Origin of the sequence: Colwellia sp. BRX8-5 (genome assembly GCF_014077325.1) — a bacterium.
Lineage (GTDB): Bacteria > Pseudomonadota > Gammaproteobacteria > Enterobacterales > Alteromonadaceae > Colwellia_A.
The window spans coordinates 42,871-58,807 of record NZ_JACGVR010000010.1; the positions used below are offsets into that span (position 1 = coordinate 42,871).

The window sequence follows — 15,937 nt, forward strand, 5'->3', positions numbered from 1 at the left end:
AATTTATATAATTAAGATGTGATTAGCATAAATCAATAGGAAACTAGAAACGTTGACAGTATCAATTATGGGAAACAATAAAAATTGTAACTGTTATCAATTAAACCGAAGTCAATTTAGAGAAAGAAATGAAGGTTATTAAAACAAAAAAAGATTTACCTACTTGGTTTAAGCTGAAGAATTATGATTCTATCTCTTTATTGAGTGATGATGAATTAACTGAACAAATCAGTTATCGGAGGTTTTTATTGCGCTGTGTTAAACACGGTTTTACAACGGAATCTGACTTTACTCATATTAGTTCGAAAGCTGAGTGGTCATTAATTAAAAATGGCATTGCGATAGTGACTGAAGTGTTTAAATTCAAAGATGACGATGAGTTGCTTCCTGATCTGCCGTGGACAAGTGCAGTTAGACCATTAAAAGCATTAAATGCTATAGGATTTACACATAAATTAATTAAAGATGATCGATTAATTGCTAACAAAGAAAAATTTAATCCGCTCGATTACGACGCTTACAGTGAATACTTTGATCTAGTTGATCTAAATAAAAATCATGTACATGCCCACATGGTCATTAATCTAAAGGAAAATTCAGATAAAACAATTCTTTCAGATATAAAAAAACTACTTCCTCATTGGAGAAAGGTATTAGAAATAAATGAACCAACCGAAAATATTTATTCAAAGCCTTCCCACTTCAAAAAAATAATAGACTATAAGATAATTCCACTATTAGACTTAAAAATATGGAGCTTATTAGAAAATAGAAATATTCCTCATCGAGTATTAACCGTTACTATATACCCAAATGGAGAAAAAGGAGAAACAGAGCTAAAACAAACAGTACTTCCTTTCGCTGAAATTATATTAAATGATGATTACAGACTCATATAGTAGAAATTTAAATTGTAAAAGTTCTACTAATTTTGTTAGTAAGTAAATCATTTAAAAAATTAATTTTTTTTCACTAATTTAACATTCTACCAGAACAGTAACAATCTCCTCAGTTAATCCACTCGCAAACAACTGAGGCGAACCATGAACCATACCGCACATAACCCAACATTCAATGTTGTACAAAAACCTGATTTACAAATCATCCGCAAACCACAGGCGTTAACCATGCTTGGCATATCTAAAAGTAATTTTCATAACAAGATAAACGCTGGCTTATTGCCAAAGGCTATAACGCTTGGTGCAAATTCGAAGGGCTATTTAAAGCATGAAATCACCGCCGTTTTAGTGGCTATGGCCACAGATAAAAATCAAGACGAAATAAAAACACTGGTTAGTCTTTTAATTGAGCAACGCAAGTATCTTTCAAATTAGGGATTGTTTTTATGAATTATTTTAAAAGTATATTCCATCAACAAAAAGAAAGAAAAAACACTTACAGGTCTGCTTGTCTATTGAATGGAAATACTTACCATAGGAGTATCTATGAACTACCAAGATAAATTAACGGCGGCTATCAATTTCGGTTTGTTGGTTAAGCAATTAATCTGTGACGCAGAACTTCATAGAGTTCCGACGCAATTAAGTCCTCAAAGAAGAAACGGTTGGTATATAGCTTTTACTGAAAGCCCTACTATCGTAATCGGAGATTGGCAAACGGGCATAACTGAAACATGGAAACCTGATGGTCACACTCAGAATAAACAAGAACGAATTGAGATTCGAAAAGCAATCGAAGCAGCTAAAAAAGTACGAACTATAAAACAATTTGAAGCAACAAAAAATGCTTTAGCATTATATAACAATGCTAAACAGATAACCGATCATAACTACCTAACCACTAAGGGGATTTCTCCTCCTAATGTCATACGTTGCCATGATGGTTTGCTGGTTATCCCGCTTATTGATTACTCTTTGGATAAAGCAGAGTTAATAAACGTGCAAACAATTAATGAGCACGGTTTTAAAAAATTCACTAAAGGTGGCAGGGTTACAGGTTTATGTTGCCCTATTGAAATACCAATAAATCAACCATTAAAACGATTATATATTGCCGAAGGCTTTTCTACGGCAGTTAGTGTTTATCAATTAACCGGGCATTCAGTGTTAGCCGCTATGAATGCAAATAACTTAGCTCCCATAGCGAAAATTGCACGACATCGTTGGCCTGATGTAGAAATAATTATCACAGGTGACGATGATTACCTAACCGAGCGTAAAACAGGCGTAAATACAGGTAAAGACAAAGCGATTAATGCTGCTTCTATCATCAGAGCTAAAACAGCCTTTCCACCATTCACCTTTGAGCAAAAGCTTGCAGGGTTAACCGACTGGAACGACTACGAGCAAAGTCTAAATACTAAGGTTGTATCATGAAAGAATGTAATAATGTTATTGAACTTTCAACAGTAGACGCGCCAGCCGAGCCAGTAACAATAAACGGGCAAGTCATTACTAATAGCGATCTTGAAACATTAACTAAAATGAATGATAAATATAATCATATTGTTATTGGCGCCAAGCATCGAATAATGACATTCAAGCCCTGTTCAATTGACGGCACACGAATGACGTTTGAAAGTATTAAAGATTTTTATAATTACTTCGAACATAAACCTAAAATAGCAGGATTGAATCAAGGTAGAGCTTGGTTTAAATGGCCTGCTAAATCATTTTATGCTGATGGAATTGGATATTACCCAGACGCTTCAGTAGCCCCCTTAAAACTATTTAATACCTTTAAGGGGTTTGGTTGCGCCCCGTTAGGAGGTGACATTACGCTCATACTCGAGCATATACACGAAATATTATGTGGTGGCGATAGTGTTGCTTCAAACTACTTCTTGCATTGGCTAGCGCACATATTTCAAAAACCAGAAGAAAAACCATCCGTTGCTATTTTAATGAAATCGGCAGAAGGAACCGGTAAAGGAACGCTTTATAAGTTATTAAAAAAAATGCTTGGTTCAAACGCGAATCAAGTTAATGGACATTATCAACTAACAGGCCGTTTTAATTCGGTTATTGCTGGAAAATTACTAATCTTTGGTGATGAAGTAGACTTAACCAGTAAAGCTGTTTTTGATAAAGCGAAAGGAATTATTTCAGAGCCTACAATCAGTTTAGAGTTAAAAGGCATTGATGCAGAGCCAATACCCAATTTTGCTCGTTTCATTTTTGCAGGTAATCACGGACAAATACTAAGAGCTGGCACTAGAGAAAGGCGATTTTTAGTCATAGAGCCATCCTCCAAAAAGGTTGATGACAAAAAGTATTTCAGTGAATTAAATGCTTTAATTGACGGTGATGGTGCATCCTATTTTCTTGAGCATTTATTTCAGATAGATATTAGCTCATTTAATCCCTATAAGGCGCCGGTAACAACGGGGTTAATTGAAGAAAAACTATCAAGCCTTGTTCCAACACTTTCCTTTTTCCATGAAGAATTACATAAAGAAAAACCATTCAACAATGTTGCGAGGCTTTACGTTAACGATTTAATATCACTTTACATGGAGTGGGCTGAAAATAATAACCTTACACCAACAAAAGCCAGCGTAAGAAGCCAAATAGGAAAAACAATGATAAGCTTTAATTTCAAAGGGATAGGCCGATCGGGCAGAGGCAAAGGTATATATTACGACTTACCCAACAATGAAGATTTCAAAGCAATTTTCTCTAAATACTTAGGGCATAACATCGATGATGTTTTCTAATAATACTAATTTACCTATACCACCTATACCAATTTAATAACAAGCCTATGTATAAAGGCTTGTAACTGGAATAGGTTTTTATACTACCTATACTAGTGCCAGACAACCTATACCAATTTAAGGTTAACTATTAATAATTTATTACGGATGGTAGAGGTGAACAACATAAATGGTATAGGTCAATTAGCTACCTATACCAGCTAGAGTCCCTGTTATATATGGTTATTTTAATAAATGGCAAAGGTGGTAGAGCAAAAGAGCTATATATCTACGCATCTACTTTTATCTGCTGGGCCATATTAAAAAAACGACTAAACTCTCTGTTTAGGGCCTCTGACCTTTCTAATAATTCGTCAATAATTAACTATTTTAAACAATATCATTTCTAACAACCCGCAGGCTTAGTTTTCTCCGCTTTGCCTGATTTCATCCCAAGACCTATTTCTCTAAAATCAAACATATTCATTTCAAAGCTAGAAATACTCACTTGATGTGAACCGTGAACATGGGTAATTAACTTGTCATATTTTTCTTTGTAGGGCGCTTTTGCTACAGACCCACCAAACTCTCCTGTATTAACCAGGACCACGTGTTGATACATATGGTAATAAAGTGAATCAACCATGGAGTCAAAAGTAGCTACATCTTTATTCAATGCAGGCACAATAAAAGCATCTGACTTATTTTTCAGATCAGCGCTTAATTTAATGTCGGTTGCGTCATAGCAGATAGCGCCTGTTAATTTAAATCCAGGCTCATTTGGAAATGCGGGATGAATTAACTCAACAAATAATTGATAAGGTCTCCAAGGCATAGCATGATCTTTTTCATCGGCCATCATATGCTGTTTACCTTGCAAACGACGAATAAATTGTCGACCATTTTTTTGCATGTTGGGTATCAACCACATGCCAACGTTATTAGGTCCTTTAATACCTTTTAATTCAATGAATGTTAAGCCTGTAAAAATCATAGCTCCTGTTTTATCAACTAATCGCTCTAAAATATCAACATCTTCAATATTTACAGCGAGTTCAGGCCAAATAATTAGATCAACATCTGCTTTTTTATATTTATCGTCATCAATACTATTTTGGCTATTAATTTTATGAAGTATTAACTCTGCAACACTTGCTACATGCCTACGGTGCCGTGCTCTATATTGAGGACTATCAAGTAATAAACCGTGAGCTTGAAAGTCGCCTTTAAGCGGTAACAAAGCCTGTACCATCACAACTTTTAAGTCTTTTTTATCTTTGTTCCAACCTAAGTCAATTCGTTGTACATAACCTGGTATGCCTGATAACTGGCAGAAAAAAATCCTCTGCTTAGTTATTCTATTTTTAATTAACTTATGCAGCGATGTTAAATCCCAATTAGATGGCCATTCCTCGTAAGTATCATTTAATTGAATTCCAGGCCACTGGAGTAATCTAAATAACAAACAAGAAAGCCAATCACTCATGGGTGCCGTATCACCATTTAGTGCTTCGGGTGAATGCATCATGCCCAGCTGACGTTTTACAAAACTGGTTTTAATTCCTGAATATTTAGTATTATCTCTATGTGTAAAGTGACTAGAAGACCAATCAAGTTTGCCAAGAAGGCATGAACGAATAAAAACACCTACGCGGTACAACGGTTTATGCTCTTTACTTACCCATTCAGGTATTGGATATAAACCGTTATCATCAAGCCAAGTAGGAGTAAATAAAATCTCAACGTCTAAGTTTTGAAGCTTAGTCCAATCATCACACTTTATTTTACTGTTATTAATATCAATGACTTCTTCAAAATAACTGTCATTTTCTGTTGCTTGCTCTAATAACGTATCAAGTAATTTAAGCATGCCATTTTCATGGGCAAAAGGGTTATCGGTTCGTTTAACAATACCTAATAATGAAACCTCGCTAGTTAATTCAGTTAGCTTTCCTTTAATAGGTTGTTGATAGAACCCAGTTCTTTCAATTAAATCACGATGGCTCTTAACCCAGTTAAGGCTTTGCGCATTTGCATACTTAATAAGTACCTCAAAAAACTCGGGTGATTCAGACGAAACTATCTCAATGAACTTTTTAAATATTGATATTTGTTTTAGTGAGGGAGATTGTTTTTCTAATAAGCAAGATACAGCCCTTACAACTGCCGGTTTATCTATCGCCATTTGAAAAGCAAGTATCGAATTACAAATCAAATCAATACTGTCTAACTTAGATGATATATTGCGATAACCTTTCATCATTTTTGTGATGATATTAAAGTTCTGATCATTCGTATCTTTATCTAGCGGAGAGTCGTTTCTAACTAAACAAAAAAATCTGGCTTGATTACCTAAACTGGTATTGGCCCGTGTTGAATCGCCAATAATATCAATAGCCACATTTTGTAAATACTCATAAAACGGCCCAACATTGCTATGTGCTGGCAATGCCCACTTATCTTTAGCATGCACCACTGTTGCGACATGCCTGAAAATTTCGCTCATGTTGTAACGGGCTATGTATTCTTCTTTACCGCCCCTTTGTATTACTAATTCAAGCTGTTCAATGACTGGTTGAATAAAGCTTTTATTCGGGAAAAACTCTATCCCTTTTTTGAGCAACAAAGTAAGTGAAGGGTCTTTACTCCAAGCGGCAATAAACTTTCTTGCCATGTGCTCTTGAAGGTAATCCCAACTGCCAGGAATAGGCTCACCCAACTCATTTACTTCTTGAGCTACCATACTGCGTTTTTGCTTAAGTAATGTATGGATTTTATTAGCACAAAAACGTAATAACGTATCGCCACGAACGTCTTGAACTGGTTTTTCAATGGTTGCTAATGGATTAGTATTTTCAATGGTGTCGTTACCTTCACTAAGCTTTGTCGCCAGAGTGACTAATCCTTCTAAATGTCCTAAATGCTCATCTATTTCATTAAGTGAAATAGGACCACTGACTTTATTTTGAATATCATTGAGTTTGGATGAGATGCCACCATTTTTTGGTTTAAACAATTCGACGTGTGTTTTCTTGTCATTTAATTTAAGCCCTATTTTCGCAAGTTCATCACCTATATATTTTTCGATAAACGTTTTAACGTCACCTTGGTTTTCTCCGTTTTTAGCCACAACTATTAATCTCATGTCATCGACATAACGACAATAATCAGCTAATACTAAACTAGAGTCTTTAAAGCTTTGGCCAATCTGTTGGGCAAACCAGTGGTCAAAATCAAGCAAGTAAATATTAGCAAAAAAACCACCAGCTACTAACCCCTGGGGAATGCCTTTAGGTATATCAGGAACATCTTTACTAGCACAAACATCTTTGTAAACAGCAGGGCTGTCTTTGTCCCATTGCCAATCTTTAAAAGCGAGTAATAACCTATCTAATAATGGGTCATCATCAGCTGTAATGGTTTTAATTTGTTCAATTAAAGTATCTCTATTGATTAGGTCAAAAAATTTAGTGAGATCTAAATGAATTTCATAGACCTTTTCGCTGGAAGTTTTATACCTAGAGGCCAAACCGCCAAAATGAAGTGTACGAGTAAGAAACTTTCGATAGTCAGCAAAAAATTTACTGTAAGTAGTACTATTACCCCATGAAAATTTAGCTTTATCATCACTGAACTGGCAATAAAGACGATTACCATAATTAACAACATTCTTCTCATGTACATCATTAAAGTCTGTTGAAGCATTGCCTTGCAGTGTCTCTACTTGATTGGCCAAGCACATCATCAACGAGGTAAAAATAGTTTGATCTGCTATCGAAATATGAGCAAGTGGTCTTAAACCTTTTGCTTCACCCTCATCATCAACAACAGGTTGCCAGCGATGTGATAGTCCTTCTAGGCGTTCGATATCAGCGGGGTCATTACCAATCAACTCAACAGCACCAAACACACCTACCTTATGAAACTCCCATTGGGAAGTTTTAGGTGCGGGTATAAGCTTGAGTTTTTCAAACGAAAGCTCTTTTTTCTCGTAATTAACTTTCCATTCAGCTAGCTTGGTTTCAAGATCGATGATAGTACGGTCTAATTCAAACGTATCGGCATACCAGTTAGTTAATCGGATATGTTGATTAGCCTTTTTCCAAGCCTGAGCTAAAACCACAGGGTCGGTTAAATAGTCTGCCGTAGGCTTTAATTCCCTATACTTGTTGTTAAGTAAATTCAACGCTATGTCCTTTTATAAATGCCTAATTCAACTGGCTTGAGCAACTTCTTATGCCGTTACATCAAATTAAATGATTAATGTTTTATGCCAACTAATATGTCTCTCATTACGTTTTAAATACTCGTACGCTAGTTAAGTGCATTTTCAACCACAGCATCGGCGAGGTGTAGTTGTGTGGTTTGGGCGTCGCTTAGGCGGGCATTGAGTTGCTCACACAAGGCCATGAGTTCATCGACTTTAGCAACGATACGGTGTTGCTCGGCTATTGGTGGTAAAGTAACACTTAACGAGCCGATGTGAGTCTGGTTAACCGTTTTTTGACCCGCAGTACTAACAAACAAATCAGCTATTCTCTCTCTTATCAATGATGAAGATCCAAGCAGAGATAAATATGAAGATGAAAAGCACTTTATTGGGAATCGCATACGTATAAAGTGGTCACAATAAATTGCATCGTATTTTTGATGACAAGTAATAAATCTACCGACAATATCAGCGCTCCCATTAACACGAATTATCAGTACATCACCTTTTTCTAGGGTATATCGTTCACTAGACTTTTCACTAATGGCAATACTTCTAGTATCAACAAAAGATACTTGCCAATTCTTAATATCCGCTAGTCTTAATACTATAATATCTTTACCGTCACTATCTCCACGACTTGATGCCCCATTCTGAAATTGAGGAATTAATTCAGCTAAACTGCATGACACCCAACCATTAGGTAATTCAAACAGCTTTTCGTCACCAGTAATGACTGGTATTGGTTTTTGTTTTTTAATCTTCTTATCAGCGATTAATTGTGCTTTTTCTTCGGCTATTTTCTCAAGTAGTGCGCTGGCTGGTTCGTCGCTTGGATTTTGTGGCACGAGTTTGCCCATGACGGCTAGCTGTAAGATGGTTTGTTTTAGTTGCTCTATGCTGTGTTCGGTGGTGAACAGTACGTCAAAGTGCTCGGCGATACGTTGCCAACTTATTTGGAAGTCGTCCGCGTTTTCACTGTTTGTTAACGCCGCTAGCAGCACTTCAACCAAGGTTTGGTGTGCAATTAGGCTTTGTTCGGTTTGTTGCTCTAACTGGTCACACAAGGCCATCAGTTTGTCGACTTTAGCAACAATACGATGTTGTTCGGCTTCTGGAGGTATAGCTACTACAATACTGTTCATTTTTGCTTGATTCATTTTAGGCTGTGCTGTGCCAGTAATATAGTCTTCAAGTGAGATTGCATTAATATGTAATGCGATAAACTCGAGAAATTGAGTTGTAATCCCATCTAACACATGAGCGTGGTTATTAACCCAATATTTACCATGAGCAAGAAAAGCGATTGGTGTACTTCTGCTAATTAAATTTGCACCATCTTCACCTATTAGTAGGAGTGATTTATCAAACAAGAAGCCATTAACTTGATCTATTACACCTGAAGCACCGTAATAGTCATATTTTCCCTGTATACCCTTTCGTTCAGCAGCTGAAACTGGCTTCCTTTCACCGTCACGATTAAACATTACATCGCCAAACCTTTTAAAGTTCCATGATGTAGGTATTTCAAAGGGCTTTTCTTCGTTAGTAATAGCTAGTAGTGGCTTTTGCTTTTTGAGCTTTTTATCAACGATGAGTTGCGTTTTTTCTGCTGCGATTTTATCAAGTAGAACGGTAACAGACTCATCATTGTTATATTGTGGTACTAACTTACCACGCACAGCTAGCTCTAAAATAAGCTTACGCAGCTTTTTAATGCCCGTTAACTGGATCTTTTTACTTGAACCACGACCTTGTGAATTACGCTTTTTAATCGCGCTAGTCCACAAATCAATATTGTCAGTAATTAAGTCTTTTATATCAGTCATTACTATTTACCATCACTAGCAAGTGCCGCTGACAAAATACCTTTAAGTTGATCACGTAAACCTTGAATATCATCTTGCTGTTTAGCGTAATCAGTTAATAACTCTTCTGGATCATGACTGATCACTTCGCCGACATGGGGGTTTTTAATATCAAGGTTGAAGTTGCGAGCAATAATATCGTCAATACTCACTTGCCAAGCTTGTTCGTTTTCAACACGCGAGGCAAAACCATCAGCCTCGTTGCCCCACCAGTCAATTTCGGTTTGAAACTCTTCAAACTTCATTGGTTTGGTTTTATTGTAGCTTTTAACGCCAGCTGGGTATGGATGCTCGTAGTACCAAACTTTTGTCGTTGGTTTGCCTTTGCTAAAGAACAGTATGTTAGTTTTAATACTGGTATACGGGGCGAATACGCCATTAGGTAAACGTACTATAGTGTGTAAGTTACATTCTTCGGTTAATAGTTTTTTGATTTTGGTTTTTACGCCTTCACCAAATAAAGTGCCGTCTGGTAATACTACCGCCGCACGGCCCCCCTGTTTTGCTGTAGTTGGCGACGCCAGCAATTCAACAATTAACTGTAAAAACAAATCGGCGGTTTCACGGGTACGGGTTTCAGTAGGAAAGTTCTTTTCAATACCGTCTTCTTCCGTGCCTCCAAATGGAGGGTTGGTGACAATAACGTCTAACTCTTCATCCCAGCTTGAAAGCGGTTTATTTAAGGTATTGCCGTGTTTTACTTGTACCGGTACTTCAATGCCGTGTAGTAGCATATTGGTGGTACAGAGTAAGTGCGGCAATTGTTTTTTCTCAACGCCGTGAATTTGTTTTTGCAATATTTGGTGATCAGCGGCGGTTTTAACATAATTGTCTTTAACATGGTCAAACGAACACGCTAAAAAGCCACCTGTACCACAAGCGGGATCGAGAATGCTTTCGCCCAGTTTAGGATCAACACGGTTCACCATAAAGCGGGTAACGGCGCGCGGGGTATAAAACTCGCCAGCATTACCGGCACTTTGTAAGTCTTTTAATATTTGCTCGTATAAATCACCAAACAGGTGACGCTCTTGTGAGTCGGTAAAGTCAATTTCATTAAGCTTGTTGATCACTTGGCGCAGTAGCGTGCCGTTTTTCATGTAGTTAAAGGCATCGCTAAAGGCTTCACGCACGACATAACCGCGTGGGTTAAGCTTTATGGGTGCGGTTAAGTTTTTAAGATCGATAAAAAGTTGATCGTTGACAAATTCTAATAATTCGTCACCAGTGATACCTTCATTGTCTTGTGCCCAGTTACGCCATAAGTACTGCGTTGGTATTGGCTCTTGATAGTTTTCCAATTCAAACTCTAATGCTTCTTCTTGGGCGTCAAATATTTTAAGGAAAAGTAACCAAGACATTTGCCCTAATCGTTGGGCATCGCCATCTACACCGGCATCTTTACGCATAATATCTTGAATGGACTTGATCACTGAACTGACTGACATATAGGGCTCTACTTATATTTCGGATAATAAAATGCACCTATGATTGGCTCATGGTGCATTAAAATTGTTTGTTTAAGGTTAACTGGCTTTATCGATTTTACTATGTTGGTAAAGCGCTGTTTCTAAATCGGTTATGGCTTGATCATACCCTTTTCTGTTGCCAAAGGCTTGCTTTGCTATCTCCATTGGCTTGCCCATTTGATCGAACGGCTGAACTTTAAGCACATGTATACTTTCTATCTCGGTGACACCTGAGTCAGCGTACTTATCGAGTAAGGCATTAAGCACTGTTTGTGCTTGTTCTGAGTATTTAGTGAAGTAGTTACGCTTTTTAACGTTGTTCGCACGCTCTTGTCGCGTTAATGGTGGCTGGTCAAACGCGATATGACATATAAGGTCAAACGGGTCGAGTTCTTTGCTTATATCGTCTTCGAGTGCCTGCCAAATAACGCCTTCGTTGGCTAATTCGTCAATAATGGTTTGTTTACGCTCAGCTGCATTCCACTTGCGGGTAAAGTCATCAAGTGAGGTAAATTGCTTTTGTATGGTTTTACGGGTGTAGTCTTTAAACGACTCGGTTACTAGCTTGCCGTCGGTGTCGTAATATTGCACACGCTCGGCCATTTTCTTAACCTTAACGCCTGAGACTTGGAATTTGATAAAACGTTTTTCGTCTTCATCTTCACCCCAGTCACTATTAATTTCGCCATCATCTTGGTTAGCGCCAGTGTCATAGTCTTGCTCTGATTCGGTAACTGTATTAATAGCGCCTTCACTTGGAGCTACTTGCTCAACATCACCTGTAAGTTCATCAATAAATGAGTCGTTTTCATCGTCAATAATATCTTTTGGTTTCGACACCATGACTTTAACGGCTTCGCCATCAAACTTTTCATCGGCGAATAGCTCTGTTGCTTTTTTGAAGTCGAGAATGGTAAACCAAAGCTTATTATACCTATCGTCGATACGAGTGCCGCGACCAATAATTTGCTTGAACTTAGTCATCGATTGAATGTTTTGATCAAGCACAACGAGTTTACAAGTTTTAGCATCAACACCTGTGCTCATTAATTCAGAGGTAGTGGCAATAACAGGGTAAGCTTTTTTGGGGTTAATAAAATTGTCTAACTGCGCTTTACCTATTTCGTCATCGCCGGTGATTTTCATCACGTACTTTTCGTTTTTAGCCACTTGTTTAGGGTTTAAGTTAACCAAGGCGCGGCGCATACGGTCAGCGTGATCGATATCGTTACAAAAGACGATGGTTTTAGCCATAGGATCAGTTCGTTCTAAATAGCTGGTAATGGTTTGTGCCACTAGCGTTGTGCGTTCGTCGATGACTAAGGTGCGATCAAAGTCTTTTTGGTTGTAAATGCGATCATCAATGAGTTCACCTTGTTTATCTATTTGCCCTTTGGTGGGACGCCAGCCTTGTAAATCAACATCAATATCAACACGAACCACTTTATAGGGGGCTAAGAAGCCATCTTCAATGCCTTCTTTGAGAGAATAGGTGTATACCGGCTCACCAAAGTAGTCGATGTTCGATACTTCTTCGGTTTCTTTAGGTGTAGCGGTTAAGCCAACTTGAGTCGCAGCGCTAAAGTATTCTAGTATTTCACGCCATGCGCTGTCTTCACTTGCACTGCCACGATGGCACTCGTCGATAATGATAAGGTCAAAGAAGTCTTTATCAACTTGTTTGTAAGCCTTTTGGCTCTCTTCAGGGCCGGTTAATGCTTGGTAAAGTGCCAGGTGAATTTCAAAAGCAGGGTCGACTGTTCGCTTGGTCACTTTGGTCATCGCTGAGCCAAAGGGTAAGAAGTCATTATTTTTTGATTGATCGACTAATATATTGCGGTCGGCTAAAAATAGAATGCGCTTCTTCTGGCGAGACTTCCATAAGCGCCAAATAATTTGAAAGGCGGTATAGGTTTTACCAGTGCCTGTAGCCATAACCAGTATGATACGGTTTTGTCCGTTAGATACGGCTTCAATGGTTTTATTAATGGCTTGTAACTGATAATAACGCGGCGCTTTGCCACTGCCATCATCATGGTAGTCTGGTGTAATTAAAGGTAACTGAGCTGCAGTAAAACCGCGATAAGCGCAATACTTCTGCCATAGTTGCGCAGGTTTAGGAAAGTCTGAAAGCTCTATGCGTGTTTCAAGTTGGGCAGGGTTAGTTTTGTCATGGAAGATAAAGCCATCGCCGTTTGAAGCAAAGATAAAGGGCACTTCAAGTAAACGGGCATAATCAAGCCCTTGTTGCATGCCCTTGCCTATTTCATGTTTATTGGCTTTGGCTTCAATAACAGCCAGTGGAATATTAGGCTTATGGTAAAGGACAATATCAGCTGACTTAACAGTTTTACGTACACCCAATTGACCACGAACGATAACTTTACCATCACGTAATTTAACTTCTTGCCGTATTTGCTTCATCAAATTCCAGCCAGCGCTTTGAACTGCGGGCATGATGTATTTGCTGATTATGTCGGTTTCGGTGAGCTTCTTTTTGTCCATGATTATGCCTTGGTGTTACTGCTTGTCCATTATGCAGTATACAAGGTGCGATAATTGTAATGATTTGTCAATTTTATCGAACATTATATTCATTGAAATCAGTGTGTAAACATCGAAAAAGACAATAACAAGTTCCTAATGTCACTTAACTGGTCTATATTTTATATGTCAGTTAAATGCTATAGGTAAATACATGGAAGTTTTAAGTCAAATACTAGCCATTGCAGGGTTAGCCTTTATAATAATTGTAATTTTTGCTCAATCTAATAACTTTATATTCATGCTGGCGAAAAAGCCCTTAGCATGGGTATTTGTCATATCGATGGTTGGGTACTCTGTTTTTTGGGTTAGCGGATTTTTTGCCTGGAACCATAACACCCCTATTTTTGCTACGATAATAGTTTTAATTGTTTATAAACCTAGAGCTAGTAGCTCTGAAGAAAAATCTATTTCATTAGAGGTATTCGAGCAGTTAGGGATAAAATCGGGTGTCCTTTATTCTAGAATGGGTTATTTCGCCTATTTGGGAGCATCTGTTTTTGGCTACATTCAAATGTATAGTGTAAACGCTAGCTTTTAGTTTCATGGCCAAACAATAAACGCGAGGATAATATGATGAACAAAATACAAGCGATAATCAAGGCGTCAGTGCTCAACAGCAAACCGAAGTATCAAACAATGAGCGAAACGGAGCTGGAAAGCGAAACGGCAGCGTTAGCGAAAATGACAGTGCGGGAAATGGAAGTACTTCAGGGAATGGGAGTCGACCAACACGAAGCGCAGACCGAAGCGCTCAATACGATACTAAAACATCAAGCTTAAGTGCTTAACATCAATAGGCTATTCCCCTCTAAATCATCAATTAGCAGTTAGTTAAACGGCTATATGTCATTCTTTTTATTTTTTAAATAGTAGATTGATATAATTTCAACTTCAAAACTATATACTTCCTCTTATAAAATACACAACGATGCTTTGCATGACTAAAATCAATTGGGAAAAACTGCAGCTTAAATTTTGGTTTGAACATAGCCAAACAGGTATAAGTGCCAAAGGTTGGTGTAATAAGTATCTGTTGAATTACGCAACAGCTCGTCGTTATATAAAGGTAAGAACGTTAAAGGAAAGCGTTACACTGCAAGTTGAATCCAATCCAATTGTCAAAGCTAGAGCAACACCAAAGCGAAGAGGCCCTCCATATGGTTCTCAAAATGCTTTCAAACACGGCGGCTATTCTAATCTTTTTTATAATAATTCAGGACATAAAATTCAAGCAATAACGCCTGAGGATGACTTAATGTTATCTAGAGTACGTATTCATAAAGTAATGCAAAAAGTATTGATCATTAGGAAAGCGTTAGAAAATAAACCATCTATTGAAACTACGGTGAAACTATATGATGAATTATTTCTGGCAGATTTAGCGATTGAAAGAAATATAGCAAAAATAGAATTTGTCACTAGGAAGATGTCTGCACGCAAGATAGAAAACCTGAACAAATCGAATTAATCATACATTAGCTTTTATAACAGAATGCACTGTAACCATATAATATAAATAAGATTAAAATAATTATTCAACTTTTTAAACTGCGCACTTTTATATAAGTAATGCGCAAGCTTAATAATATAAGACTAGATGGTCTCTATTGGCAAAATGCCGCTTCAGGATATTTCTAGGTCTGCTATATAAAACCAAGTGAATTTGAATAACTAAAAGTCATGGAAATACAGATCAATTCTTATCAATAGCTTGTACCTTTTTTTCGAAATCAGTTACAAAATCACAAATTTTGGTGACATCATCTAAAACATTATAAAGCGGAGAGTTTACGTTAGCTTTAACCACATTATTCCAATTAACGAAACTTCTATTTTCACGATACTCTAACCAGAACAATTTTCGTTCATCAGCTGACAATTCAATAATAAATTCATGAACAGCTTCATAATAATTGCTCCAATGTTTTGTTAAGTATTCATGAGCATCTATTTGCATTGAGAAAAAATCACCCCCTGTCAGATTGAAAAAGTTATAAATAATACCTTTAGCCGCCTGCTCTCTTAAAAATAAAGTACCGCACCTTGAACTCATTAATCACCCATTAGTTATGAATTAATCATGACAGATTAATTATTATTGGTTTGCAGAGGATTAAGTCTAATTGATTCATAAACAAAACACTCAAATTTGAAACTTCTTGTTCTCAGTTGCAAAAATCATATTAGG

Annotated in this window: 12 protein-coding genes; 7 read left to right on the forward strand and 5 right to left on the reverse strand. The window is 37.3% G+C overall.

The genetic code is table 11. The annotated features are described in order from the left end of the window. Positions 1 to 128 precede the first annotated feature (128 nt). The 4 genes from H4J62_RS08975 to H4J62_RS08990 all read left to right on the forward strand — a co-directional run bounded on the left by H4J62_RS08975 (position 129) and on the right by H4J62_RS08990 (position 3,676). Entirely contained in the window at positions 129 to 899 is a 771-nt protein-coding gene (locus H4J62_RS08975) for a DUF6387 family protein (protein WP_182214030.1), read from the forward strand. A gap of 144 nt (positions 900 to 1,043) precedes the next feature. Beyond that, on the forward strand, positions 1,044 to 1,334 hold the full coding sequence (locus tag H4J62_RS08980; protein ID WP_182214032.1) for an AlpA family transcriptional regulator: 291 nt from the start codon (positions 1,044 to 1,046) through the stop codon (positions 1,332 to 1,334). Positions 1,335 to 1,445: 111 nt separating this feature from the next. Further along, the gene (locus tag H4J62_RS08985) at positions 1,446 to 2,336 is read left to right on the forward strand and encodes a toprim domain-containing protein (protein WP_182214034.1); all 891 of its coding nucleotides are present in this window, start codon (positions 1,446 to 1,448) and stop codon (positions 2,334 to 2,336) included. Then, positions 2,333 to 3,676 (forward strand): primase-helicase family protein, encoded by a 1,344-nt coding sequence (locus H4J62_RS08990; RefSeq protein WP_182214035.1) that lies wholly within the window; start codon positions 2,333 to 2,335, stop codon positions 3,674 to 3,676. Before H4J62_RS08985 ends, H4J62_RS08990 begins: the two co-directional genes overlap by 4 nt. A 385-nt stretch (positions 3,677 to 4,061) precedes the next feature. Here the strand turns inward: H4J62_RS08990 and H4J62_RS08995 are convergent, their stop codons facing one another. The 4 genes from H4J62_RS08995 to hsdR all read right to left on the reverse strand — a co-directional run bounded on the left by H4J62_RS08995 (position 4,062) and on the right by hsdR (position 13,707). Then, positions 4,062 to 7,841, reverse strand: coding sequence for an RNA-directed DNA polymerase (locus H4J62_RS08995; RefSeq protein WP_182214037.1), 3,780 nt, complete (start codon positions 7,839 to 7,841; stop codon positions 4,062 to 4,064). Between the two features lie 128 nt (positions 7,842 to 7,969). Beyond that, on the reverse strand, positions 7,970 to 9,694 hold the full coding sequence (locus H4J62_RS09000; protein WP_182214039.1) for a restriction endonuclease subunit S: 1,725 nt from the start codon (positions 9,692 to 9,694) through the stop codon (positions 7,970 to 7,972). A 2-nt stretch (positions 9,695 to 9,696) separates the two neighbouring features. After that, positions 9,697 to 11,181 carry a type I restriction-modification system subunit M gene (locus tag H4J62_RS09005; RefSeq protein ID WP_182214041.1) on the reverse strand — a complete coding sequence of 495 codons (1,485 nt, stop codon included), beginning with the start codon at positions 11,179 to 11,181 and terminating at the stop codon, positions 9,697 to 9,699. Positions 11,182 to 11,259: 78 nt separating this feature from the next. After that, entirely contained in the window at positions 11,260 to 13,707 is a 2,448-nt protein-coding gene (hsdR, locus tag H4J62_RS09010) for an EcoAI/FtnUII family type I restriction enzme subunit R (RefSeq protein ID WP_182214042.1), read from the reverse strand. A 193-nt stretch (positions 13,708 to 13,900) separates the two neighbouring features. On the opposite strand from hsdR, the gene H4J62_RS09015 reads away from it, so the two are divergent. The 3 genes from H4J62_RS09015 (at position 13,901) to H4J62_RS09025 (ending at position 15,217) form a co-directional block, all read left to right on the forward strand. Further along, positions 13,901 to 14,287: a hypothetical protein gene (locus tag H4J62_RS09015; RefSeq protein WP_182214044.1), complete on the forward strand. Its 387-nt coding sequence runs from the start codon at positions 13,901 to 13,903 to the stop codon at positions 14,285 to 14,287. Positions 14,288 to 14,322: 35 nt separating this feature from the next. Beyond that, complete coding sequence (locus H4J62_RS09020) at positions 14,323 to 14,529, forward strand: hypothetical protein (protein WP_182214045.1); 207 nt, start codon at positions 14,323 to 14,325, stop codon at positions 14,527 to 14,529. Between the two features lie 157 nt (positions 14,530 to 14,686). Continuing rightward, on the forward strand, positions 14,687 to 15,217 hold the full coding sequence (locus tag H4J62_RS09025) for a hypothetical protein (RefSeq protein WP_182214047.1): 531 nt from the start codon (positions 14,687 to 14,689) through the stop codon (positions 15,215 to 15,217). A 225-nt stretch (positions 15,218 to 15,442) separates the two neighbouring features. Here the strand turns inward: H4J62_RS09025 and H4J62_RS09030 are convergent, their stop codons facing one another. Next, a complete protein-coding gene (locus H4J62_RS09030; protein ID WP_182214049.1) occupies positions 15,443 to 15,802 on the reverse strand; it encodes a hypothetical protein in 360 nt (119 codons plus the stop codon). Positions 15,803 to 15,937 lie beyond the last annotated feature (135 nt).